This is a genomic window from Pseudoalteromonas luteoviolacea NCIMB 1944 (assembly GCF_001625565.1).
Lineage (GTDB): Bacteria > Pseudomonadota > Gammaproteobacteria > Enterobacterales > Alteromonadaceae > Pseudoalteromonas > Pseudoalteromonas luteoviolacea_F.
This window is the reverse complement of the sequence record NZ_AUXS01000002.1, coordinates 84,301-110,089: the sequence shown is the minus strand read 5'-3', so window position 1 is coordinate 110,089 and position 25,789 is coordinate 84,301. Positions and strand designations below refer to the sequence as shown.

Here is a 25,789-nt window from a genome sequence, read left to right as displayed (position 1 = left end):
GAAATGAAAACAATCAAAGGAAAGGTATTAACCTCTGTTTCTGTCGCATGCACAGCGTATTTGTCATTACATTCTGTCAATGTTGCTGCGCACGGCTTTATGGATCATCCAAAAGCTAGACAATCCATATGTGAAGCCCAAGGCGGTTATTGGTGGCCAGATGACGGCTCGAATATTCCGAATCTTGCTTGTAGAGCGGCCTTTTTAGAATCAGGTTATGTACAGTTTGTTCAAGAACATGAATTCGCGTCTCTTATCGCTGACTACAATAATCAAGCAGCCGTAGAAGCTGCTGTGCCAAACGGAACACTTTGTGCTGCTGGTTCAAATGAAAAACGAGGAATGAACCTACCGCACGCAGATTGGCAAACAACTGACATAAAACCAAATGCAAATGGAGATGTCGCCGTACGATTTCGTGCAACAACTCCTCACAATCCAAGTTTTTGGAAGTTTTACCTAACTAAACCTACCTACAACCCAACTACAGACCTTTTAAACTGGGCTGATTTAGATCTAATTACCGAAGTTGGCAATATCAATTTTGTAACTGACCCTGACGGTAAAAAATTCTACGAAATGACTGTAAACATTCCACAAGATAGAAGTGGAAGAGCAGTACTGTACACTCGTTGGCAACGTAACGACGTAGCGGGAGAAGGGTTCTACAATTGCTCTGATATAAATATCGTGTCGGACACGCAACCAGTAAATTGGTATTCCGCAGGCTATTTCATCAAACAAGGACAAGATGCCAATGCTGGGGACACGGTATGGGCACGTGTTTTTGATGCAAATGGGCAAGAAATAGTTAAACAATCTCTAAAAATAACAACGACAAATGCTCTAAATTGGCAAACAGAATTAGCAACTACACTCAATACAAATTACGCAACTGATGTACAAGTTGGCGTTAAAGATACAGCTGGCAATATAAACTTCGACCAAAACAACTTACTGAGTAATGAAGTATATGTAGCTGATGCAGCACATACATATAACTTAACAATCCAAGTTAAGCAGCCAAATACGCCACCGACTGTGCACAAACCAGACCCTATCGTTATGAATGAACTCACTGAAACACAGCTTCATGTTCATGCGTTTGACGAACACACCATGGATTTGACATACACCTGGGATGTCCCAAATGGCCTGACATATACAGGAACTGGCGCAACTATAACACTCAAAGCGTCGGATGTCGCAGCAGATACTAACTATACGATAAATATCACTGTGTCGGATGGAGAACTTTCGTCAACAACCTCAGCAGACATTACGGTTAAAGATGTCGTCAGTGCGCTAAAGCCTTGGAGTAAATCCAAAACTTATGTTGCTGGGGACAAAGTGAGTCACAAAGGCGTTGATTACGAAGCTAAATGGTGGAACAGAGGCGAAGAGCCCGGCACCACACAAGTTTGGAAAAAGATTTAAACAGATGTAAAGGTCACTCCAATTTATTGGGGTTTGGATATAACATGTAAAATAAGGTTGAGATAGTAATGAAAATTAATAATTTAACTGCAGCTATAGGACTGGCTCTAATGTCTACTGGACTCATGGCAGCGCCTTCAGCACCACAGATCAGTTGGGAACCACAGACTTACTCTTTTGTAGATGTAAATCTAGAGGGAAATGGTTCTTACAAACAGATTGTTCAAGCTAAGGACGTAGTCACAGTAAACATTAAGTGGAACTCATGGAGTGGTACTGGCGGCGATAGTTACAAAGTTTATTTTGATAACCAAGTTGTAAACCAGGGCTCACTGGCAGCTGGTACCAAGGGTGGAACAGTTACCTTCCCTTATACTAAATCAGGTCGTCATACACTGTATTTAGAACTCTGTGATGCGACTGGTTGTGCAAAAAGTGCCGGAAAACCAATTGTAATTGCAGACACTGATGGCGGGCACTTACAGCCATTAACAATGGACGTAGATCCGAATAATGCTAATAACGGTACTATCCCGGGTATGGTTACAGGCGCTTACTTTGTAGAGTGGGGTATATATGGTCGCGATTTCGATGTATCGAATATCCCTGCTCACAATCTGTCTCACTTACTATATGGCTTCATTCCGATTTGTGGCGCCAATGAATCGCTAAAAGAAATTGAGAATGGAAATAGCTGGCGCGCATTGCAAAAAGCATGTGCTGATTCACAAGATTACGAAGTGGTAATTCATGACCCTTGGGCAGCGGTTCAAAAGACACTTCCAGGCACAGACAACAACGACCCTATCCGTGGTACGTATGCACAATTGATGGCACTTAAGCAGCGTTATCCTGACCTTAAAATTCTACCTTCAGTGGGTGGCTGGACACTTTCAGACCCATTCCATGGCTTTACGACCAAAGCGAATAGGGACACATTTGTAGCTTCTATGAAGCAGTTCCTTAAAACTTGGAAGTTCTATGACGGTGTAGATATTGACTGGGAATTCCCAGGTGGTGACGGTCCTAACCCTGGTCTAGGTGATCCAGTCAATGACGGTCCTGCATATATCGCGTTAATGCAAGAACTAAGAGTCATGTTAGATGAGTTAGAAGCTGAAACGGGCCGTAAATACGAGCTGACTTCTGCAATTGGTTCAGGTTATGACAAAATAGAAGATGTAGACTACCAAGTAGCTCAACAATACATGGACTATATCTTCGCCATGACATATGACTTTTTCGGTGGCTGGAATAACGTAACCGGACACCAAACAGCTATTTACTGTGGTTCACACCTTAGTCAAGGCGAATGTGAAGGTACTGGCTTAGATGACAATGGCGAACCTAGAAAAGGTCCTGCTTACACACTTGATAACGCAGTTAAGGCATTATTGGCACAAGGTGTAAACTCTAAGAAGATCGTTGTTGGCGCGGCTATGTACGGACGTGGCTGGGATGGCGTTTTAGATTCAAATACTACAATCCCAGGTAACCCAATGACTGCACCTGGTAATGGAAAATACTCAGGCTCAACCAGTGAAGGTGTATGGGAAGCTGGTATCATGGACTATAAAGCCATTGCTAAAAACCTAGTCGGCGGTGGAAATGGAGCTAATGGGTTCACAGTTGGTTACGATGAACAAGCAGAAGCAGCTTGGGTTTGGAACAAGTCTAAAGGAAAACTACTTACTTACGATAGCCCTCGCTCAGTTCGTGCAAAAGGCCAATACGTAAACCTTCATAACTTAGGCGGCTTGTTCGCATGGGAAATCGATGCGGATAACGGTGACATTCTAAACGCTATGTACGACGGGTTAACTGGTGGTGTGCCTGTAAACAGAGCGCCGGTAGTAAATGTTGATGCAAACCTAACATTGAACTCAGGTCAAATGGCAAACCTAACTGTTAATGCAACTGACCCTGAAGGACAAGCGTTAACTTATGCTTGGTCTGCTCAAGGACTAACATTAACAGGTGCAAGCACTGCGACTGTAGGTATTACAGCTCCAACAGTAACGACTGATACTACATATCAATTGAAGATTGTTGTGACTGACGACCAAAATGCAGCAACTGAAAAAACAGTGTCAGTGCTTGTAAAAGCTGACGTTCCAGCTGGCGCACCAGTTGTTCAGCCAATCAGCAATGTAACAGTTGAAGAAACAAAATCGGTGAATGTAGCTGCTGTAGCAACAGATCCAAACAATGACCCACTTACTTATACTTGGAATGTTCCTACTAGCTTAACTGTTGTAGGTCAAGGTTCTGCTGTATCCCTAACCGCTGGCGAAGTAGCACAAGATACTACGGTAACTGTGACTGTTGATGTATCAGATGGTACTTATACGACTTCATCTTCATTCGATGTCACTATCAAAAATGTAGATGTAGGCGCAGCACCATGGGATGCAAACACAGTCTATGTTGGCGGAGATAAAGTTTCACACAATGGTGCATTATATCAAGCCAAATGGTGGACTAGAGGTGAAGAGCCAGGAAAAGCGCAAGTTTGGAAAGCACTTTAACGAGTCTTCATTATCGGATTGACATTGGTGGCGATGCTGTCAATTGACCTAGGGATAGGCCAATCCATGAAAAACAAAGGTGCTCGCACCTTTGTTTTTTTCTACAAATAAATCATAATAAATTTATAATTCCACCCAGAAAAAGAATGTGAAACGACTAATACTTACACTAATTTTTATTACAAATTTCGCACATTCAGCCCCAAACTGTAAGTCAGAAAAAAAAATCGGAATTGGCGGAAATTGGCCTCCCTACATCACATATAAAGATGATGTACCGAGCGGTGTAGATATCGCAATCACGAAATTAGTATTTGCAGAAGCAAAAATATGCATACAGTTTTTACGTTTACCGAGTTCAGCCAGAGGGCTGGTGGAGCTATATAAAGGATTTGTCGACGTTCTTCCCTCAGCCAGTTTTAACATTGAAAGAGCGCAAAATGCGCATTTTACTGTACCTTATAGAAGAGAACGAATGCGCCTGTTTACAAGATTAGACTTACCACCAATTAAAAGTTTGACCGAGCTGTTTGCCGATGAATTTACTTTTGTCACAAACCCAGGAGCATATTACGGTGAAGAGCTGAAGCAAATCTTACAAATTTCTTGGTATCGGCAGCGTTTAGTTGAAGTGTCTAGTGCTTCGAGAAGAATGGAACTTGTGAATAAAAAGCGAATTGACTTTCTAATTGAAGATGAATATAGCGGTTACTACTATATCAACAGGCTAGGATACGATGGGTTAAGGCTACACTCATATATCGTCAATGATAATGCTATACACTTTATGCTTAGCCGTACAAACTTCTCTAAAAAAGAAATACAAGCGGTAAATAATGCAATTCGTACATTAGAGCCGAAAATAAACAAAATTCTAAAAGCAGCGCAACCCGAGGGATTTCGCTAGGAGGTATATTTGAAATATTTAACCGCATTGAGTCTTCTAATAATTTCTTTATCATCTTCAGCAGAAGAGAAGCCATATAGAATTGACAGCTATTTGCCACCCATAAATGTATACGAGTTTTATCGAGAAGATAAAACAAGACCGCAAAAGAGCGATTTTAAGATTAAAAGTACTATCGCAATGTCAAACGAAGAGGGTAACCGAGCGGTACTTGTTAGCATTGAAAACCTTTCCTCAGGGCGAAGAATACTCGAGCCCGAACAAATAGTTGTCATGTATGCTAATGGTGATGTCACAAGACTTAGCTCATTGCCCAAAAAACTTACGGTTAATGGCGGTGCAAGCATAAACATCACCATAGAGCTAGGCTACAATATTTACCCCATTATATCGGTATTAACTTCTAATAATCTGAAGCAGTAACTATGAACCCCTACATTGATAAACTATACAACTTATCTAAAAAATCAGAACGTACTATCATTGGGCTAATGAGCGGAACATCATTAGACGGTTTGGATATCGCAGTATGTAAAATTTCAGGTCAAGGTAGGGATACTTTTTGTAAGGTTTCTCATTTCGCGACTATTGCATACGACGAAGCAACTAAATCAAAAATCTTGAATGTGTTTGCAAAGGAGCAAGTCGACCTAAAGTACCTTACGTTACTTAACCCTTGGATAGGGGAACTGCATGCGAGATACATCAACGAACAACTACAACGTTGGCACATCGACCAACAGAGCATTGATTTAATAGCAAGTCACGGACAGACAATCTATCATTGCCCCAGTAGCTTCCATCAATACAGTGACTTTAACAATGCAACTTTGCAAATAGGTGACGGCGATCATATAGCAGTAAATACAGGAATAATTACGTTATCGGATTTCAGGCAAAAACATATTGCCGCAGGCTATGAAGGTGCACCTTTGGCCCAGTATGGAGACTACTGTCTATTTGCTAATGATAAACGGCACACTTTATTATTAAATATCGGTGGCATCGCTAACTTCACTTTGATTAAAAAAGACAGCTTAGGTAACGATCTGATCTGTTCAGATATTGGTCCAGGTAACACCATTATGGATCAATATGTTCGCAAACACCTTAACCTAGATTATGATGAAAATGGATACTTTGCAGCCTCTGGTCAGGTAAGTGAACAATTACTTCAAGAACTTTTAGAGTTAGAGTTCGTAAACCAACCAATGCCAAAAACAACAGGTCCCGAGCTATTTAACTTAACATTGCTCGAAAGTATGTTGGATTCTTTGAGCCTAAGTCAACTTGACCATCAGGATGTTCTGGCCACATTAAACAAATTTACTGCGTTATGTATTGTAAAACACATTGAACTACTCGACATAGATGCGGAGTTAGAAATACTGATAAGTGGCGGTGGGGCCTACAATACCTTTTTGATAGCAAGTATCAAAAACATGTTGGTATCGGACATTAATCTCACTATTATGGATCAAAACGGCATTTGCGCAGAATCTAAGGAGGCCGTATTATTTGCGGTGTTAGCAAATGAAGCAGTTATGGGTGGAGCTCGGAAGAAACCAGACAATTCCAACTTAACTATGGGCAAAATATCTTTACCTTTGTAATGCCAAGCCATTCAAAACGTCGTTTTTCAATTCAGATAGCTTTGCAGATAAAGTTTTGAAAAACGGCTGATTACTTTTTGTCGACTGCTCTGAAGTGTCTTTTCCATACAGTGGATGCGATAGCTCTACTTGAGCGTCTACTATATTTTTAACGCCATCAGTTTCACCTAGTAAACTGAGCTGTGTCATGTAACTTCCAGCTTGCCCACTCCCTTGCAAGATCAACTCAACGGAACCTCGCATAATATCCATATCATCCAATTGTAAAGTGCCACTAAAGTTTACATACCTAGCATCTAAATGCGTCGCTGTAATAATTAACTTGTTGCCGCTGACAGCGTCACTAGGTAACAAACAATCAAGAACAAGTTCATCACCTTGCGTATCAAATACGATTTCATCTAGCGCAGACGCCTTACCGATAGGAAACAGCGGGTCTGTATGTGTATAAAGTTCAAATTGAATGGTTCTAGTATTTGGCATTTGTGAGTACTGAAAAATTAAAACAGTGATATTGTGACAATGTTTTATTGCAATAGTATGAACAAAGCCTCGGCGACTTTGCAAAAGTCCAGCCGAGGCTTAAGTGAGCTCGTGAAGCTTAACGAACTGCTAGCATAATTAGTCCTGGTACTACAAAGAAAGAACCAAGTACGTATCCAAATGCAGCAGTTTTGTTCTTAGCGCCAACTTCAGCTAGCTTCTCAGCACACTTAATTGGAATCTCACGTAGTAGTGGTAGGCCGTAGATAAGACCTACAGCAAACACATTAAACATGACGTGTACAAGCGCAACTGTTAGAGCTACTTCACCTGCAGGGCCAGTAATAGACGTTGCTGCGAGCAATGCAGTAATCGTCGTGCCGATATTAGCACCTAAAGTGAAAGGGTAAATTTGGCGTGTAGTGAAAACACCGCTACCTGCAAGAGGGATCATCAAGCTTGTTGTTGTTGATGAAGACTGAACCATAACAGTAACTACTGCACCTGAGCTGATCCCAGCAACCGGACCACGGCCAATTGCACCATGTAACAAGTCTTTTGCTTTACCTACCAATGCTTGCTTAAGAAGCTTTCCAAGTGTTGTTACAGCGAATAAGATTAACGCTATACCGATAACAACCATTGCGATACCTGCGGCTTTGCCGTCAAGGAAACTTACACCATCTTTAACAATACCAACAGCAGGTTTAACTAGAGGCTTAATAAAGTTATAACTCTTGATTGATAAGTCCGCATCGCCAACAAAAAGGTGCGCCAAACTTGCAGAAAACTTTTCTAACAAACCAAACATGATTTCTAGTGGTAAGAAAATGGCAACCGCGAATAAGTTAAAGAAGTCGTGTACTGTTGAAGCTGCAAATGCACGCTGAAACTCTTCTTTTGAGCGAATATGACCGATTGATACAAGTGTATTTGTGATCGTAGTACCAATGTTCGCACCCATTATCATCGGAATGGCAATTTGTAGTGGTAAACCACCCGCAACTAGACCAACTATTACAGACGTAACAGTAGAAGAAGATTGGACAAGGGCTGTAGCAAGTGCACCTAATAAAAGCGCAACAAATGGGTTAGTAGCAAAAGCGAAAATTTCTTTCGCACCTTCAGAACCGCCGGAAGCAAGTTTAAAACCACCACTGACTGTACCTACTGCGACTAGCACTAAATAAACAAGAAATGCTATTGCACCCCAGGTTAGTAACTTTGATGGTAATGACTTTTGGCTATATTCACTCATTGATTTATCTCATTTTGTCAATGCCATTTTTTATGGCATTTTGATGACGTTTTTGTTTCAGGACGCATTTAAACAAAGAAATATGACAGAAATATTTCAGTCACGATAATTGTACCTAGAAACGATTACCAATTAATGTCCATCATCAAACAATTCGCGATAAATGAAGCAACTGAATTTGCTATATAACTGTTTTAACGTATTTTTATGAGATTTTGTTGTGTTACAATCATTTACATTAGAAGTTTAGCTAAACAACAATCATTCTCAGCCTCCATATTTGCTACATGATTGAGGGTTAGCATTGTTGAAAAAGGTAAAGAGAATAAGTAATGCGCTGTTTTTTGCTGATAATGCTGTGTTTTTTTTGTACAGCCATACAAGCTAGCCCACTTTCAGATATGAAATCGAGCAGTGTTACCAAAGGCACTCAAGTCTTACCATTAAATCAAGAAGCTATGTTTTTTTTCGATTATGACGGTAAATTTCGCAGCGCTTTTGACTTTGAACATCACACAAACAACTTTAGACCACTCAACGAGATAAACAAAAAGCCCAAAATGGGAATATATTCTAAATGGGCATACATAAAACTAGACAATTCGAGTGACCAAAAAAAATGGATGATGTCGTTTGGCTTTCCGCGCCTGGCAAAACTATCAGTCTATAAAAAAACCCTTTACGGTTGGCAAGATTTATTAAACCTTGATGAATCAGACCCATTCAGCAAAAGGCCGATCCAAGACCCTCAGATGTATATCCCCCTAGATCTGGATTTTGGCGAAAATATATACCTCATTGAATATCAGACTTTTGCCAATGCGCCTGCCAATATAAGAGTCCACACACCTGAAAACTTTCTTAAGGAGTCCCACAAAAGCTTAATTACCAATGCCAGTCTTACCGGTGTAATAGCAGCAATATTACTCATTGTATTGGTTAATTTGTTTTTCAATCGAAATAGTACAAACGTGTACTACGCAGCTTGGACATTTTTATTCTTTTTAATCGTGGTGGATACAGCGGGCTTTAGCTTTCAATACTTTTGGCCTGACCATAATGCGTTTTCTGGGCAGTTTTCAATTTTCTTAATGGCCACCGTGCCACTCTTTCATCTATTATTTGTGAGAGGCTTCTTACAACTTAAACACTACCATCCAACGCTGAATAAAGTCTATTGCGCTTTCATATGCTTATACGCGATGTTAGTACCAACAGCACTGATCATTAACAGTGTCTATTTCAATCTCATTCTAAGCACCGTTGTCATACCTGTTTTCGTTTATACCGTTACTTGGAGTGCGAAACAGAAAGGCCCAGGTATGAGAACCTTCACCTTTAGTTTGATTAATCACTTATTGTTTCTAAACATTTTCACAATAGTTGGTGCCAGCTACGGCAACTTGATCGATGTTTTCGATATTACATCCTTTATAAAAATTGGTTACTTAATCGAAGTGTTGCTATTTACAGTTGCCCTTGCACTTCAACATAAGTCTTTGCAATCTCGACTACTTAGTCAGTTGCAGCATCAGGTTCACGCTCTAAACCAAACCGTCAATACAAAGCATAAAGAAGTCAACGACAAAGAGGTCAAGCTTAAAGAAAAAGAAGAAAAACTGTTCACGGATCTTTCCCACGAGCTAAGAACGCCATTAACAGTCATGAAGATTCAGGTAGAGTCGCTACAATACAACATCGTCGAAAACGTTCAAGATTCTTACAATAAGTTAATGACTAAAATCGATGAGCTAAACACTTTCATTGATCAATTGATGCTGGTGACAGACGACAAAGATATTGCGTCTTTGCTAAACAAAGAACCAACCAATGCCAAAGTCTATGTCAATGAAGTATTTCAAACCTGTCTCAGTGAGGGAGACCCCAAAACGTCCAAATTTTCAATTTCCAACAAATTAAGTGATACGGTTTCAATTACGCTAGACAAGCAAACGATACAAAATGCCGTATGCGAAGTTGTTAAAAATGCATTGCGATTTGGCGGAGAAGGGGTAGAAATATCTCTTAATACTCATGTACACAATGACGACTTAATAATTCGAATCGAAGATTCAGGTATGCCGCTATCCTATGAAGCACATCAGCAGTTGTTTCAACCCTTATTTAGAGAAGAGGTGTCGAGAAGCACGCTTATGGGTGGTAAAGGCATGGGATTGGCAGTGTGTAAAAAAATAGTTGAATCCCATAATGGAAAAATTGAATCTCATAACAGTCTACTTGGTGGCCTGTGTATTGAAATCTCATTACCAATGGATTCAAAAGCTACGATCGCAGTATCTCAGTAGGAGAGTCTTAGCGCATTTTACTCTTTGCGCTATAACTAACTATACAGTAGAATCCGTCGTTCAATTTTTTGGGCGTTAAATATGAGCAGTATACAGTTTTGGGAAGCTAAGTCTTTAGCTGATATGTCCCCCCAAGAGTGGGAGTCAATTTGCGATGGGTGTGGAAAGTGTTGTCTTCACTCATTTATTAACAGTGATGAAGAAGAAGAGCATTTTGAAAGCACTGACGTACTCAGAGACGGTGAGGAACTGTTATACACCAACGTCATTTGTCAGTATAGCGATGTCAAAACAGGTGGATGCACACGTTATAGCGAGCGACAGACATTGGTGCCTACTTGTGTTCAATTAACAAAAGACAACCTAAAAGATATTTTCTTCATGCCCCAATCATGTAGCTATAGAAGACTTTATGAGGGCAGAGGCCTTGCATCATGGCACCCACTCAGGAATAACGGCTCCAAACAGCTAATGCATGATCTCGGCGTCAGCATTCAAAATAAAGTTGTAAAAGAAACAGAAATAGATTTAGAAGAAGTGTTCGAAGAGCATATCGTAGAATGGCCTGAGCACGATTGTGATTAAACCGTATAACTTTTTTATTGGTTAGTCGCTAGTTTGTTTATCTAGCTCACTGAGCACGCAACCTCGCTGTGTTCAGTGAAAAACACGCTCTTCAATCAACCTCGACTTCATTTTTTCCAAGTACCAAATCAATTTTTTCAATATTATATCCTCTGTTTAACCGCCTATTTTCTCTTAACAATTCAACAAAAACATACCAAAAAATGAAGATATTTCAAACATAGGTTTTATAAAATAGAAATAAAAATTTAGCATTTACGATTTTACTTTTGGTTACAGTGAATATTAAAAGTATCTTGCTGAAAACTTCATAACCCCACATCACATTGACTGATTATTTTTTAAACACACCCAATAGGCGTTATGCGAAATCTCAATAAATTCATGATAATGCAATATTGCCTAATATTATGACCACTACAATATCGGATTAAAAAAAATGCTCACACAAGTCAACATCCGACACTATTAAGTGTCTTACTTATAACAGACAAGCTCAAGTTAAAAACATCTCTTTCCCAGATTAAACCTCATTAAAATCATTATGTTAAAGTTCTTTACAAGACAAAGTGCTAAAAGTTTTCAACAGTAAATAGACAACATTGAGTTTTAGCTCCTCCAGTATTAACAGCTTCACCCCTACCCGAAAGTAGTCGCTTTTAGCAAAGTAAATCTAAAGAAAAAATATCTATTAATTAGATTCGCAAGGATAGGATATAAAATTATTAATTTTCTTTAAATTAACACACACTTTATTAAATGATTAATTTTTTCACATTAAAAGCGGGCAAATTAACATTTGGCGTTGTTTTGGGATACTTTGATGTAATACCATTTCAAAGTTAATTGATCAACCTGGCTATAAGTAATTAGGAATAAAGCTTTCTACAGTGCATATAAGCAAGTTAAAAACAATTTGACTTGTAAGATTTTAAGCGTATGGATTTTTGAAATTAGCAGTGTTACCTAACGTTATATCCATTTTAACAATGGCTTAAAATTGTATTCATGTATTAAAACCCACATGCCAACTTTGAGCTTATTTATAAGCCTTGATCCATTAACAACTTCTTTTTACTGAGACACTGTTTTAACTACTCAGTTGAAACGAATTAATAATAACTAATATAGTACGAGGTCAAATGAAACTACTAAAATCCGTTTTATTGTTTTTGATTCTCAGTCAGTCGTGGATTTCATCCGCTTCCACGATAACACTGACAAATACAAAAACTTCTCCCAACTATTTAAGTGGGGATGTCGATAAATTTATCGTGACAGAAGCAAACAGTCACGGCATATCATACAATCGCCTTAAAAATTTCAACATCACGCGTCCCTTGTTAATGCTTGATCACAACTCATTACCAGGAATAACGCCAAAAAATCAGCTAAAAACAATTGTTATACATGCAGACACAATTAGCTTGAACAGTTCGCTTTCTTTTGTATCTGGCGATATTTCTGCAAATATCATATTCATCGTTAGCTCAACAAATGGGTCCATTTCATGTACTAGTTGCTCATTTACCGGATACCCACGGATCACACTAGCTGCGTCCACTAACTCCACTGGACTATCTTCAAGTATGAGTAGTGTAGGCAACTTAACAAATACATCAGGCGGAAAAGTTTCGTTAAATAACTTGAGTGCCCCTGATGCCGTATCCATTGAAACACATGCAAGAACAATTAGCACAGCAGGCAATATTCAATCTGTTTTTAGAGCACAGAAACAGGGTAGCAATCACGTTGTCAGCGATTCAGGGTTAATTGGCGTTAATGGAGGGTTTAGCTTTTTTACAGGACCACTCACAGTCAATTACAATAATCATGAAGTTGTAGATGCCGATGAAACTGTCAGCTCAGTAAACTCTTTCAGTGGCAATATTCACGGTGCAGGTATTGCAATTGTCAGTGCACGACCTATCACAATTACAAAAGGCACAAAATTATCAACACAATCTGACTTAATGGCATCGGGACATGTCGGTGATGATTTCTTCGTACCTACGGGCAACATAGATATTGTTACCACAAGTAAAAAAAGTAACCATGGCAAAGTCACTAATGCGGGCACATTATTATCTGATACTGGTGCAAATATTCTCAGTGGTGAGCATTTTGAGAACACTGGAATGATTGCCAGTCATAATTCAGAAATATCAATTAAAGGCACGTTAAAAAATACCGGCTATATTGAAGTCGCAGGGAACCTAGAGGTAGGCTCAAAAATACTTGATAACCGCCGGGCACTCAATGCAACCTCATTAAAGGTATATGCTGAAGATGCTATTTTCAATCACTTAGGTGGTCGTATATTAGGTAATGTTGTCACGCTTGATACCAGCTATTTCATCAATGGTTCACGTCAAGAAGTCGCGCCTAGTATTGCTAAAAAATCCGACCTAACAATTCAAAGTGACCTATCAGACGCCGCAGATTACGGTATTTACAACAGCAACGGATACAACACACCATCGTCTGCAGTCAGTGAACTTTCAGCACATATCTCTGCTTCTGAATTGTCAATAAATGCGGCTCAAGTTGAGAACATCAACCCGTACTATAGAGTTCGTCGCTCAGTCGAGATATGGGATGATAAAGTAGAACTGAACTATGCCAAATCACGACGTGTGAGCATCACGGCGCAAAACTCTATTAATATTTACGCGAGTAAGTATTTGCTAAACAGTAGCTCTATATTAGGTTTGGACAACCCAGGAACCTTCACAATAAATACCCCTGTAATGCAGAACGAGCGATATAGAGTAGACACTAAGGGTTATATTTTTGCTCGCAAAGAACAAAATAGTACTGAAGAAAAACACATTACACATGGGACCGAGTTAGAAACTCACGTAGACGCGTTATCTCCTATGGCTATTCTATATAGCTTTGGCAGATTTGATTATTCACCTTTAACTAGCACGTCATCAACTGTATTTAATAACTTAATGAGCTTTATGCAAATTCATGGCCGCTCAAATTTCTATAACACTAATTTTGCGTCAATAGCAATTGTGGCTTCTTCAGAAACCAATGCAGGTACTTCTGTAAAATGTATTGTCACAGGTTGTGGCAATGATAATTACCAAGACAACTACACACAAACTACATTCACCTCTTTCTTAGATGATGTTGACGGGTTGAGCTCAGAAATATTAGTTGAAACCCAAGTTAAAGTGGAAGATTTCTTACAAAAAAGTATCGACGACTATATTGAAGCATACACAAAGAAAGAGCAGGACGCTTTTGTTAACGCTGGAAACTTATTAACCACTAAATTCGGCAAAATGTTCTTCTACAACAGTCGTGTAGACAAATATGATCACGGCGACATTTTGGTCATCACTATCTATAAATGCCGCTTGTTATTAGATGGAGAAGATTTCTATGATAAGCGCTGTTTTCCATCTGACCACTCAGCGGGGGTCACAAATATAGCAGCAGAGGCTGCGAAAGATGGGATCGTACCGGGAACAGAACAGACCGACGCACAAATTAAAGAAATGATCGCCATATATCAAGGTAATTTCAATGGCGCGGGTTCTGTACAACAGAGATTTTATCACAATCCAAGTGAACCAGATTTAAGAACAGTTAATGGGTACTGGGGCAATTCATTTCCAAATAGCCGATACGATATAGCTCAAAATAGCAGCGGTAATATTGAAATCACTTTCCGTTACTATAACCGTTTCTTTCACGATTTAGCGCGCACTCAATTTGTGACAGACGTTGTTAGCTATAACCCAAGTCACCTCCACTCTAAAACAGTGCTTTACTCTACATTTAAAAACGCTAAGCCAAAAACACCAGTTATAAGAGACATTGGCTACAACCAAAACACGGGTGCAGTTACATTCAGCTGGTCGCCAGTATTGGTTCCAAATACTACTTATGAAATTGATTCGTCACTTGGCAGTGCAACCTCCACAGGCCTAAACCGAACTTTCTCAAAACGCAGTGACGGTAAAATCCGATATAGAGTACGTGCTTGTACGCAATACAATGGCAATAAGCTCTGCGGAAGTTACAGTGCGAACAAGACCAAAACTGTTGATTACGTCGGTGGCGGCAACGGTGGCGGAGGCGGCGGAGGCCCAATTGAGCCACCACCGTGTGAAGGCTGCTCTATTCACACACTACCAATCCAGTCATCTGCTTCGTTAGGTAGTAATGAACAAGGAGGCAATTTAAAATGAATGCGCCTATGGATACAATGAAGCGTTCTTTATGGCACAGAGCCACTAGCTACGTTTTAACTTTATTTATGATGTTGCAGCTTACTATTCCTAGTGTTGCTGCGGCGATGACAAGTGCATCAAATGGACTCTTTCAGCAGGAATTATCTGCTGAGCAATTGTTTGCTCGCTCTGCGATACAAACATATTTGTATGAACGCTCGAAGTATATTCCAAAACCACCAGGGAATTACGCAAACCAGACAATAGAAGAATTTCACTCTGTATTACAGTCAAGCTACTTGCATCGTGTACCTAGTGAAATCGCTATTGATTGGATCCCGATAGCTGGCGATATCACTATTTTTGTTCCTCAAGAAAGGACCATCTATCCACTAAAAAAACTCGTTGGCGATAGCTTTGTTCAGCGCAAACTTATCGGTTCGCAAATCAAGCGTCTGATAGGACGTACTTATTACAAAACTACGTTTACCAGCGAACAGGCTCAAATCAGCCAGTTATATGCTAACGCAAAAACTGTTGCCAGTAAGAGTACTTTCAAATACCAGTTTGGCGATACGTTGCCCGAGGGTATCGCCGATACGATGAAGGCCGACTTTATCTGGCCAGAACGTCGCTCAATAGGAGGTGAATACGTATTAGTGCCAGTTGTTCACCTACAAAAAGCTACCGTAGAAGACCGTGATACTGACGGCCAACATACTGTAGAGTTTAGAAAATCTAATGCAACTTTCAAATCAGCTCAGATCACCAATGCCGATATTAAATTACAGCGCGATACTGTATTTACCACTATCAACGACTTGGTCATCGGCTCTAAATCAAGCATCAGCATCGACAATTCCGCGTCGCGTATTTATGCGGGTGTGAGCTTTTTGCCTGATGCTTCAGGTAAAGTTCAAGGTGTAGCGACAGGAACTTTATACAACTATGGACAGATAAACTCTGAACGGAACGTCGACATAGTCGCGGGCAATTATGTCCAAAAGACCTTTGTACATAGGTTTAAAACGGTGCATGGTTACTCAGACTATTTAGGCTCTATCGCCTCTATAAATGCTGGTGGCAGCATTTCAATTAAAACGTACGGCGACATGGAGTTTGCTGGCGCAACTGCGAATGCCAATGGTGGGAGTATTACACTTTCAGCTGACGGTAATATCTTGATCGGTGCAGTCAAACTACAAAACGCAGCGAGCTTTAAGATTAGAGGTGGCCACAAGACAAAAGACGGCACTAACTATATTCAGTCTATTTTGACTGCAAAAGATAATATTAGTCTATATGCATCCGGTATTATCGAAATAATTGCTTCTGAGTTGCATGCAGATAAAGGTGTAATCGAAATTCTGTCTGACAACGGTATATACATTCTCAATGAATTTGACGAATACTCTGGCACCATGGACAGGAAGTGGGGTAAAACCACTGAGACTGAACAAGAATTCGAGACAATTGCAATCCGCTCTGTGTTAGACGCTGGCAAGGGTATCGTAATCAGTTCTGAATATGGCGACATCACATTAAAAGCTACCAAAATCACGTCAACTCAAGGCGCTGAAATAGATGCTCACAACGGAAAAGTGCATTTACTTCTAGCGAAACAGCAAGATCATTACTTCTACAACAAAGTGAAAAAAGGTTTCTGGAAAATAAAGACAGAAACTAAGCAAGATACTGTTGATACAGCCATATACAATGACATCATCGGCGGAGTACGTGTTAATGCCACTGCTGGACTTACCTTAGAATTAGGTCAATACCAGGGCGAGTCGATTACCGATGTCGTAAATGGGTTAAGCTCTACCAAGAGCCTCTCTTGGATGGCTGATATATACAATGATCCGAAATACGCTTGTCCTCCCCAGGCTTCGGCGATCACACCAGACGGTTTCTCTGAATATGCCTATGCGGCAATAGAAGCAGATCCCGACTTTAAACAGTGCAACAGCTTGCTTGATGTGGTTTATACGAAACTTGAGAAAGTCCACAAACACGAAAAAACAAGCAACTTAAGTCCGGCTGCAATGGCGATTATTGCTATCGCGGTATCGGTTGCAATGGGTCCTGCTGGCGCAAACTGGATTGGAGCGGAAGGAGCGATTGCACAGGCTGTTGGCCAAGGCACTTTTTCTGCCGCAGCACTTTCAGCGGGCGCAGCAACACTTGCGACTCAAGCTGCGACGAGTATCGCCAACGGTGAAGGGATAGATGGCGCTATCAAATCCATCACCGAAAGTGATAACCTTCGATCTTTGGCTATCTCTATGGTAACTGCGGGTCTTCTGCAAGAACTAGAGGGCATTAAATTCTTTGATAAAATTTTGCCAGACGCTGCTATAGCCAACGCCGATGAATTGATTTCTATAGGTAATCAAGCCGCTCAAGTTGTTGTGTCTTCAGCCGTTAGAGCAGGGGTTGAGACGCTCATAAGTGGAAAATCTCTTGATACTTTAGGCAATGCGTTCGTTAATTCACTCAAACTTCAAGCTATAAATGAAGTTGGTAAGGGGATTACGCAAAATATTGAGAAAAGTAGTTTCAATGAAGCAATGAAGTATATTGCACATGCTGCTACGGGTTGTCTTTTAGCCTCAGTTCAGTCGACTTCAGGTAATAAATCGCAAGATTGTGCTGCTGGCGCTTCTGGTTCAGTCGCGGCTAAATTTGTCGCGAGTCAATATGATCCACAAGTAGATAAGCTCACTAAAGAAGGTGAAGATGTAGCTGCTTGGTTGCAAAAGCATGTCGGCGTCGATGCGACCGGTATGTCCGCAGAAGAAATCAAGTACTACTATGAAAACAATAAAATCAGCCCAACAGAGCTCTATAATTGGACGCGACTTCGTGAGGCAATATCTGAACTTAATACACTACAAGCCCAGAGTGCAGATATAACTAGGCTAATCGCCGGACTTTCTGCATTTGTTGCAAAAGGCACAGCTAGTGCGATTAACTCTGCTGCTAGCAACGGACAAGCTATTTCTCAAGGTTCTACTTTTAGAACAATGAGCCTCGAGCATAGAAGGGCGGTTGTACTCCTTGGCGCTCTAGAAGAATACGAACTACTGCAAGCTGCATTTTTAGAAACTTATACGGTTGGTGACTTGCTTAAGGATGGCGTTAAACTTCCTTCTGCATTTAATAATAGCACGCTGGCTAATACTGAAATTTCAGGGGCTGAGGCTGCACTTCTGCATGATATTGCTGTTATGGAACTCCTTTCTAAAGGTACCCCTGTACAACAGGCCGAACTTGTAGAAGAGTATGGTATGTCCGTTACAAACTCTTTAAATAACCTCGATAGTCAGATAATACATTTTAACTGGAAAGAGTTCGGTCAGATGGCGGCTACTTCTGGTGCTGTGAATGCGTTCGTCGAAATGAAGTTAACGATTGACGCCGCAAATTTGCATGGTGTTAAAGGTATTGAAGCTATTAGAGAGATATTCCAGAATCGCTGGAATAGATATGTTGAACACTTACCTCTATTTGAAGCTTTGGAGAATTTCGCCTCTGCTCCACTATTGGCTAAACTTGGATCTGCTGCTCTTAAAAACGCACTAAAGCGCACAACTAGGGAAGATCTTGCTCGGAAGATCATGCAAAATGATGAGAAGAACTTTGTTCGACAACTAATTGACGAAGCTGAATATTTACTTAAGCATGGTGACGGCAATACACCTGAGGTTAAAAATAGAACAGCGATAGCCCAAGCTTTTGTACCCGGCTTGTCAATAGATACTACGACTAAGACCTTCTTTAATTTCACAGGAAAACCTTCAAAGCTAAATAAAATAGTGAAACCAGAAAACGGTATTGAATATGGTTCGAAACCTCAAACCTTGGTTATTACAGATCATGAGAAATACTTAAATCACATTAAAAACCAGTTCTATAAATCGGACGTCGAACCCTTGCATCCTATTATGGAAGCTGAAATAAAGCGATATTTAAAAAATGCACAAGAGCATGGAACATTAATCTCATCAACGCACGCAGCTGCGCCTGCACTGCACGCTGAGGTTAGAGCTGCAAACGCTATACTGCACAAATATCCACATGTCAGCCCCAGTCAATTTAGGATTGCCACGGTTCGATTAAAAGGTGATGGCGCAGGTACATCGTTTCACGCTTGCCAAAACTGTACTGGAATTCTTGATAGGTTTAGAATACTTACAGGAAGAACTAGTACAGAAGGGGCACCCTAGTGCCATATTATGCGCCTATGGTCGTGTTGTCTGAGGCTCTATTGCTTAAAGACAACCGCGTTTATTATAGTGGAGTGCCCTTTTCGGGCATTGCACTATTTTCCGAAAAGGGAGTTGTTACTCGCTTTCAATCATATACCGAAGGGGAAACGAGTGAAGAGCACCAGTTTCCATATCAACAGTCGCCGTCCATGGGAATACTTGATGATTTATTGGATGAATATTGGGAGAGCTATCGAGTTTTAGAGTTTCAGGGTAAACCCTATACAGGTTATGTTTTTGTACCTGGACCTAATAGTCTAATCAGTGATATTGAGTGTTATGTTGATGGCAAAGCCGAGGAGGGGTGTTGTCAACACTTTAGCGACTCAAACGCATATTCTGATTTAGTTATTAGCAAAGGTAATATACAACACACTTATTCTTGGAACTCCCCAGATAAGTTAAGTTCATACCGCATATCCGCTGTTGAACAGCTATCCAGCATCGACGACAGCGGTGCGATTAATGTGTATTTTGCGGGTCCTAATAATACAATTAGCACATTAAATATCTATAAGAACGGTTACCAGCTTTTTGATGCATGTGGGTATGATAATGATGAACTGTTTAGTCTTGCAGATCTTCCTAGTTTAGAGCAATACATGGGGACTGGACCGCTTAGTATTGAGCTTTTCAATGTTCCTCCGGAAGATTTAGGGCAAATTTGCAAACAGTTAAGTGAATGGTCAATTGATGAATTTAAAATTTCTGATATGACTAGAGATTGCCTTAACACGCTATCACAGCACCAAATGCCAAAGGTAAAAGAGCTTGTAGCATACAATCTAATTGATATTACTGAAGCAGAACTTATCGAATTTAAAGAGCAGTACTTTCCTGATGCTAACTTGAAGTGTTAATAACATGAAAAGTTAGGGAGCGTGAAAGTACACGTGCTCTTTTCAATTCTTAGGCCCTACCAAAATGGTAGGGCCTAGTATTTTGCATTGACTCAAGCTAGAACCTAAATGCTGCTATGATATTTTGGACTCTTTTTTAACACTAATTAGTGCCTGTATTGTGATCGTCCCAAGCTAAGACAGACACTTGTTGAATCAACCCATCAAAGAAAAAGCGCGCATCTTTTGCCGCAGAAGGCTCTGGATCTGCACCAATCAGAATATCTTCATTATGTCTCGTTACGGTGCCGTTATAGCTAGTAATGTGTCCAGATTGCTGATTATCTATCCATAAATAAACACCACCATTTCCATCGTAAGCGCCTACTAAAAAGTACGCATCGGTTAAGTTAAGCTCAGAATTGGCACCTCGGATACCTGTATTGTTTACATCGTAGCTTTTATAGCGATAAGCGCCATTAATGTGAACACCAAATCTTACTTTTACTTGGCTTCCTTGTTTGGCCAACTCTAAAGCAAACCCACCAGATTGAGCTTTATTTACAATCGCCATAGTGCCCTCAGGCAGAGTGTTCAATTTATCAAAGTTAACATTCGCTGTGACTAAAAACCCTTCACCTAACGCATTACTCCTATTTCCAAGTGACAAAGCACGAGATGATAAGTTCTGGTTACTTCTGAAGTCGAGTGAACATGAAAATCTATCTTCACCTGATGAGTCAAACCATAGCGCAGGCGTACCATAACTGCTTGACGTAGCGGGTATATTGACTAATTCATTTACTGTATTCTTTCCGCCAAGATAATTGTAAGAATAAGACACCTGACTATCCGATTGAGATTGGCAGTCTGCGGCATTCAAGTATGCGATTTGGTTTTTCTCTTCTATCACGTCTCGAGTAAGATCAACTCGATATTCAGTGGTAATTTGGTCAACTTCGTTTCTAAGCGCAGCCGTCATAGCATCACCAAAGCGCTGCGGAATCGTAAAAATACCGACATCCAATCCTAGTGATTTTGAGTAACGAGTTGCACTCAATAGGTCTTTCATTTGAAAATTAAACTCTGCAATATGAAAATTATTGTCAGCGATTTGTTTTTTAATCTGTTGTTGCAGTGCTTTAATTGAACCTGCACCTCCCCAGTTTCTATCAATGTATAGAACTGAAAAACGCACATGGTTTCGAATAGACGCGTAGCGGTGGTTGTTGTTTAGTTCATTTTGAATTTTTGTCAAATAACCTAGCTTGTTTTGAAATGCTCTAAAGTAAATAGGGCGATGAGAAGCTGCATATTCAGGGTATTTAAGCAGAGTATCTAAAAATTCGGTCGTAAAGTTTTGCTCGTCTTCGGCTGTGATCCTAGTGATCTCAATAAATAAAGACGCCTTAGACCGTTTTAGTGTCGAATTGCTTAAAATTCCTTCCAAACTTGGCTGTGGGCTCTTGCATAAATTGGCTTCAACACCTTCGTGGCTAACGCATATGTTTGGAGAGTTATTTGTATTGTATGCAAGATCAAGCTCAATTAAATTGGCACCATTACTTAATGCTTTATTAATTTTTGAATTTGCCTGCCCCAAATTATAAATCTGGTTCCACGGCCCGTTATAACAGTTATGACAAGACACGGCGACCTTGTTTCCAAGTGGAGTAGTTGCTAGATCTGGTATTGCAGCAAAGCTAGACGCCACAGCTCGAAAGCCAAATACTACAGAAAATACAAAAAGTAAAAAAAGCGGGATATTGATGAAGCGCAATTTAAATTCAGTTTGGTTTATTACCATTATTTTACATCTTATTTTTTGTTTAAAAAATAATTTTAATACATCACAAATTTTATACCAATAGATAACAGCTAAAAGGGATAAGAAAGTTTCATTCTAATAAACTTTATAATAATGAATAACAGCTTGGTATATAACCAAACTGTTATTCATGTTTTTAGTACTTTCTTTTTTTAACGCATTCTTCGTGTAGAGATTAATCCTACAGACTTAGAGATCCATCTATTAAACCGAGCAGTTGCTACTTCACCGGTACACGTATCTTCTATGGTAACTCTATCAAGGTGCCAACCATGCTTGTCTCCAGAACCATCGCTTTTTATTGTCAGCGCAGTATTAGCCAATGAGCCATTGTTTCTGAGAAAGACATAAAAATCATTTACCGCGCCTTGTTCAAAATCATCTCTTCCAGAAACATCTAAACGAGCCCAATTAGAGCTTGCGCCTGCGCCCCAGTTTATTTGCATGTGTATTCTTGAGTCTGTACCAGCTCTATAAATATCTGAAGTATAAACATTTACGATATATTCAGCTTCTCTTCCCTGACAGAAAGACGCTCTTTCGTATGCTTTCCCGTCGTCACCATTACCGAATTTCAATACGTATTCTTGGATGTAAGCCTCTTCGTCTATAACTCCGTTTCTTAACATACTTTCTTCAAATGAAGATATGCTATCTGAGATTTTAGTGCCCTGGAAAAGCTCTTCCTGCTCATTTGCAAAAGAACTAGTAGTTGAAAATAATCCAGCAAGTATAATTGATGTAACAATGTGTTTTACCATTTTAAATTTCCTTATTATTTAAAATAAAAACCAACCACCTAAAAGTGATTAAAAATACATTAAAGAAATATGACAAGCAAAGCAACCAGTGAAAACTGATAAAAAATCAAAACAATTTTAATTTGGTGAACAAACAAGTAAAGCTAAATACAAAGAGGTAGAGCAAACCTATGATTTAATGATTTAAATTAAATACAAAGATAAAAATTAAGTCACATTTATTCCAATAGGTAGGAATATATATTTTTAACTAAAATTTTTATTTTAGAAAAACCTTAATTTAAATCAATTACAACCGTCTTCAATAGTACTCATGTGCAGCTTCAACTTTTACAACAAAACCCATAATGGCCTAATGTAAAGGGCGCACATTAGGCTCTAGAGCATGTTAGCTGATGATGTCATTCAGGATGGAGAATCAACAACATTACGTTTTTTGAAACGAACGTAAAATGCCAGTCGATTAAAATCTATAATTATTATTCAAAAAAGGGGGCGATTACACGTTCAAAAACTTAGTGAAGCATTAAAGAACGACCTTGCGATTATAATTAAGAAAGAAAAATCACCTTAAATTTTAAGTCTGTTATCAGACACGCTATTTTCAATTCAGCTATAGGTGAGTTTTTATAGAAAACTGACGACAAATAATACACGATGAACAACAATAGGAAGTGCATTCATATCAAACGCAATGGGGTTAAGTTCTTAAAAAAAGTGCTAAAAAATTAAACTTTTGAAGCATAGGATAAGCCGATACTGGGCTTCTAAAGATGAGATAGTCGCTTATTACAATGGGGTTAATACACTGCTTGTTCTAATATGAAAACCTAGGATTTTCACGGACAGTGTCAAAAAATAGTAAATATAAAAAGACCTGAATACAGTTCAACATAATTCAGGTCTTAAAATTCGCTTATAGAAGCAAGATTGCTTTAACCAGCTACCTTAGTTAAAAGGCTTAAGTTACTTGCTCTCATCTTCTGGCAATGTAACGTTTAATTCCAATACAGCTAGATCGTCTTCATTTTGTTCAAACTGAACGTTCACTGCATCTGAGTCCACTTTAACGTACTTACTGATCACCTCTAGAATATCCTGTTTTAACTGTGGCAGGTAATCAGGGGTGCCGCGCTTAGAACGCTCGTGTGCAACAATTATCTGCAACCGCTCTTTGGCTAGCGAAGCGCTGTTCTTTTTCTCTGAACGGAAATAATCTAATAGAGACAAATTAACCTCCGAATATTCTTTTCAGTAAACCTTTCTTTTCGACATTAAGGAATCTAAAGTCGATAATTTCACCTAGCAGCCTTTCAATTGCATCGCTGTATGCTTGGCCCGCATCAGATTCACTGTCTAAAATGACTGGTTGTCCTGAGTTAGACGCATTTAACACTGATTTAGACTCAGGAATTACACCAAGTAAGTCAATCGCCAATATTTCTTGAACATCTTCCACTGACAACATTTCACCAGTAGATACTCGCTCCGGATTATAACGAGTCAATAAAAGGTGTTCTTTTACTGGCTGTTCACCTTGTTCTGCGCGCTTGGACTTACTTTGTAATATACCAAGTATCCTGTCTGAATCTCTTACTGATGAGACTTCAGGGTTTGTCGTGACGATTGCTTCATCTGCAAAATATAACGCCATCATCGCACCCGCTTCAATACCAGCAGGGGAGTCACAAATGATAAAGTCAAATTCTTCTTTTAGTTCTTCTAGGACTTTTTCAACTCCTTCACGAGTCAAAGCGTCCTTGTCACGAGTTTGAGATGCAGGAAGAATGAAAAGTTTTTCTACGCGCTTATCTTTGATAAGCGCTTGGTTTAAGTTTGCTTCGCCGTTGATTACATTTACAAAATCATAAACAACGCGTCGCTCACAACCCATTATTAAATCGAGGTTACGTAGGCCAATATCAAAATCGATGATGGCTGTTTTATAGCCTTTCAGTGCTAGCCCCGTACCAATTGCTGCACTCGATGTAGTTTTACCTACGCCACCTTTACCGGAAGTTACGACAATAATTTTTGCCATTAGATTTATCCTTTGACCAATGCTGTTAATTCTAAAGATTCGTTTGTTTGGGTTATCTGACATGGATTACCCCAAAATTCTCCTTGCAGAGAATCGCTTATCCAGTAACTGCCATTTACAGATACTAGTTCAGCTTCCAATTTTTGACAGTAAATACTCGCCGAATCATTGCCTTGCGCTCCAGCAATAGCGCGTCCGCGCAATGTTCCATAGATATGAATATTCCCATCTGCAATGACTTCAGCGCCGTGACTCACTGCACCGATGATGATTAAGTCTCGATCTTTTGCATATATTTGTTGACCAGACCTAACCGTACCGTTGACAACTTGTGCCGGCACATAGACATGTTTTTCGACGACTTCTGTTTTTGCGCTAGATGCAACGGTTGGCGCAACATCTTTAGTGTAGTTTAGAACTGACATACCAATAGACTTAGCCGTTTCGTTCTGTTCCTCGCTGCCGTTGCAAATTCCAACTGGGTTAAGTGACAACTCACTTAAGATAGACTTTAAATCTGAGAGTACCAAAGGTTCACTTTGAACTTCTGCTAGATTAATGACAATAGGTGCACCTTTGAAAAACTTAGGCGCTTGAGAAATTTTTTCACTTAACTGTGCTTTTACAACACTCAGGTCAGCGTTCAAAAGTTGTAACACCGACAAAGTGAAAAGGTTCCCCTTAAGTTCAAAAGATTGTGTAGACATAAGCGCTCAAATATAACTGCGTACTCTTTATTAAA

At 39.7% G+C, this 25,789-nt stretch carries 17 protein-coding genes; 10 read left to right on the top strand and 7 right to left on the bottom strand.

Annotated features, from left to right (window positions below; genetic code table 11):
• The first annotated feature begins 3 nt into the window (after positions 1-3).
• The 5 genes from N483_RS00405 to N483_RS00385 all read left to right on the top strand — a co-directional run bounded on the left by N483_RS00405 (position 4) and on the right by N483_RS00385 (position 6,485).
• On the top strand, positions 4-1,437 hold the full coding sequence (locus tag N483_RS00405) for a lytic polysaccharide monooxygenase (RefSeq protein ID WP_023399202.1): 1,434 nt from the start codon (positions 4-6) through the stop codon (positions 1,435-1,437).
• Between the two features lie 68 nt (positions 1,438-1,505).
• On the top strand, positions 1,506-3,965 hold the full coding sequence (locus tag N483_RS00400; RefSeq protein ID WP_023399201.1) for a glycosyl hydrolase family 18 protein: 2,460 nt from the start codon (positions 1,506-1,508) through the stop codon (positions 3,963-3,965).
• A gap of 148 nt (positions 3,966-4,113) precedes the next feature.
• Positions 4,114-4,872: a substrate-binding periplasmic protein gene (locus tag N483_RS00395; protein ID WP_023399200.1), complete on the top strand. Its 759-nt coding sequence runs from the start codon at positions 4,114-4,116 to the stop codon at positions 4,870-4,872.
• A gap of 9 nt (positions 4,873-4,881) precedes the next feature.
• Entirely contained in the window at positions 4,882-5,295 is a 414-nt protein-coding gene (locus tag N483_RS00390) for a hypothetical protein (protein ID WP_023399199.1), read from the top strand.
• A gap of 2 nt (positions 5,296-5,297) precedes the next feature.
• Complete coding sequence (locus N483_RS00385) at positions 5,298-6,485, top strand: anhydro-N-acetylmuramic acid kinase (protein WP_023399198.1); 1,188 nt, start codon at positions 5,298-5,300, stop codon at positions 6,483-6,485.
• Here N483_RS00385 and N483_RS00380 read toward each other — a convergent pair.
• Positions 6,474-6,968: a hypothetical protein gene (locus N483_RS00380; RefSeq protein WP_023399197.1), complete on the bottom strand. Its 495-nt coding sequence runs from the start codon at positions 6,966-6,968 to the stop codon at positions 6,474-6,476. The genes N483_RS00385 and N483_RS00380 overlap by 12 nt on opposite strands.
• Positions 6,969-7,086: 118 nt before the next feature.
• Positions 7,087-8,226, bottom strand: a complete 1,140-nt coding sequence (locus N483_RS00375; RefSeq protein ID WP_023399196.1) for a Na/Pi symporter — start codon at positions 8,224-8,226, stop codon at positions 7,087-7,089.
• A 332-nt stretch (positions 8,227-8,558) separates the two neighbouring features.
• On the opposite strand from N483_RS00375, the gene N483_RS00370 reads away from it, so the two are divergent.
• From N483_RS00370 to N483_RS00350, 5 genes are all read left to right on the top strand, one after another.
• Complete coding sequence (locus tag N483_RS00370) at positions 8,559-10,532, top strand: 7TM diverse intracellular signaling domain-containing protein (RefSeq protein WP_023399195.1); 1,974 nt, start codon at positions 8,559-8,561, stop codon at positions 10,530-10,532.
• An 81-nt stretch (positions 10,533-10,613) separates the two neighbouring features.
• Positions 10,614-11,117 carry a YcgN family cysteine cluster protein gene (locus N483_RS00365; protein WP_023399194.1) on the top strand — a complete coding sequence of 168 codons (504 nt, stop codon included), beginning with the start codon at positions 10,614-10,616 and terminating at the stop codon, positions 11,115-11,117.
• Between the two features lie 1,142 nt (positions 11,118-12,259).
• Positions 12,260-15,325, top strand: coding sequence for a hypothetical protein (locus N483_RS00360; RefSeq protein WP_023399193.1), 3,066 nt, complete (start codon positions 12,260-12,262; stop codon positions 15,323-15,325).
• The gene (locus N483_RS00355) at positions 15,322-19,536 is read left to right on the top strand and encodes a DUF637 domain-containing protein (RefSeq protein ID WP_023399192.1); all 4,215 of its coding nucleotides are present in this window, start codon (positions 15,322-15,324) and stop codon (positions 19,534-19,536) included. Before N483_RS00360 ends, N483_RS00355 begins: the two co-directional genes overlap by 4 nt.
• Complete coding sequence (locus N483_RS00350; protein ID WP_023399191.1) at positions 19,536-20,438, top strand: hypothetical protein; 903 nt, start codon at positions 19,536-19,538, stop codon at positions 20,436-20,438. The genes N483_RS00355 and N483_RS00350 overlap by 1 nt, the downstream gene beginning before the upstream one ends.
• A 142-nt stretch (positions 20,439-20,580) precedes the next feature.
• On the opposite strand, the gene N483_RS00345 is transcribed toward N483_RS00350, so the two are convergent.
• The 5 genes from N483_RS00345 to minC all read right to left on the bottom strand — a co-directional run bounded on the left by N483_RS00345 (position 20,581) and on the right by minC (position 25,754).
• The gene (locus N483_RS00345; RefSeq protein WP_023399190.1) at positions 20,581-22,224 is read right to left on the bottom strand and encodes a hypothetical protein; all 1,644 of its coding nucleotides are present in this window, start codon (positions 22,222-22,224) and stop codon (positions 20,581-20,583) included.
• Positions 22,225-22,397: 173 nt separating this feature from the next.
• Positions 22,398-22,874, bottom strand: a complete 477-nt coding sequence (locus tag N483_RS00340; RefSeq protein ID WP_172642407.1) for a PLAT/LH2 domain-containing protein — start codon at positions 22,872-22,874, stop codon at positions 22,398-22,400.
• Between the two features lie 1,098 nt (positions 22,875-23,972).
• On the bottom strand, positions 23,973-24,236 hold the full coding sequence (minE, locus tag N483_RS00335) for a cell division topological specificity factor MinE (RefSeq protein WP_023399188.1): 264 nt from the start codon (positions 24,234-24,236) through the stop codon (positions 23,973-23,975).
• A gap of 1 nt (position 24,237) precedes the next feature.
• Positions 24,238-25,047 carry a septum site-determining protein MinD gene (gene minD, locus N483_RS00330; RefSeq protein ID WP_023399187.1) on the bottom strand — a complete coding sequence of 270 codons (810 nt, stop codon included), beginning with the start codon at positions 25,045-25,047 and terminating at the stop codon, positions 24,238-24,240.
• A gap of 5 nt (positions 25,048-25,052) precedes the next feature.
• Positions 25,053-25,754, bottom strand: coding sequence for a septum site-determining protein MinC (minC, locus tag N483_RS00325; RefSeq protein WP_023399186.1), 702 nt, complete (start codon positions 25,752-25,754; stop codon positions 25,053-25,055).
• Positions 25,755-25,789 lie beyond the last annotated feature (35 nt).

Coding starts and splice junctions, on each gene's coding strand:
- N483_RS00405 (WP_023399202.1), top strand. CDS start 4: ATGAAAACAATCAAAGGAAAGGTATTAACCTCTGTTTCTGTCGCATGC.
- N483_RS00400 (WP_023399201.1), top strand. CDS start 1,506: ATGAAAATTAATAATTTAACTGCAGCTATAGGACTGGCTCTAATGTCT.
- N483_RS00385 (WP_023399198.1), top strand. CDS start 5,298: ATGAACCCCTACATTGATAAACTATACAACTTATCTAAAAAATCAGAA.
- N483_RS00380 (WP_023399197.1), bottom strand. CDS start 6,968: ATGCCAAATACTAGAACCATTCAATTTGAACTTTATACACATACAGAC.
- N483_RS00375 (WP_023399196.1), bottom strand. CDS start 8,226: ATGAGTGAATATAGCCAAAAGTCATTACCATCAAAGTTACTAACCTGG.
- N483_RS00370 (WP_023399195.1), top strand. CDS start 8,559: ATGCGCTGTTTTTTGCTGATAATGCTGTGTTTTTTTTGTACAGCCATA.
- N483_RS00365 (WP_023399194.1), top strand. CDS start 10,614: ATGAGCAGTATACAGTTTTGGGAAGCTAAGTCTTTAGCTGATATGTCC.
- N483_RS00360 (WP_023399193.1), top strand. CDS start 12,260: ATGAAACTACTAAAATCCGTTTTATTGTTTTTGATTCTCAGTCAGTCG.
- N483_RS00355 (WP_023399192.1), top strand. CDS start 15,322: ATGAATGCGCCTATGGATACAATGAAGCGTTCTTTATGGCACAGAGCC.
- N483_RS00345 (WP_023399190.1), bottom strand. CDS start 22,224: ATGGTAATAAACCAAACTGAATTTAAATTGCGCTTCATCAATATCCCG.
- N483_RS00340 (WP_172642407.1), bottom strand. CDS start 22,874: ATGTTAAGAAACGGAGTTATAGACGAAGAGGCTTACATCCAAGAATAC.
- minD (WP_023399187.1), bottom strand. CDS start 25,047: ATGGCAAAAATTATTGTCGTAACTTCCGGTAAAGGTGGCGTAGGTAAA.
- minC (WP_023399186.1), bottom strand. CDS start 25,754: ATGTCTACACAATCTTTTGAACTTAAGGGGAACCTTTTCACTTTGTCG.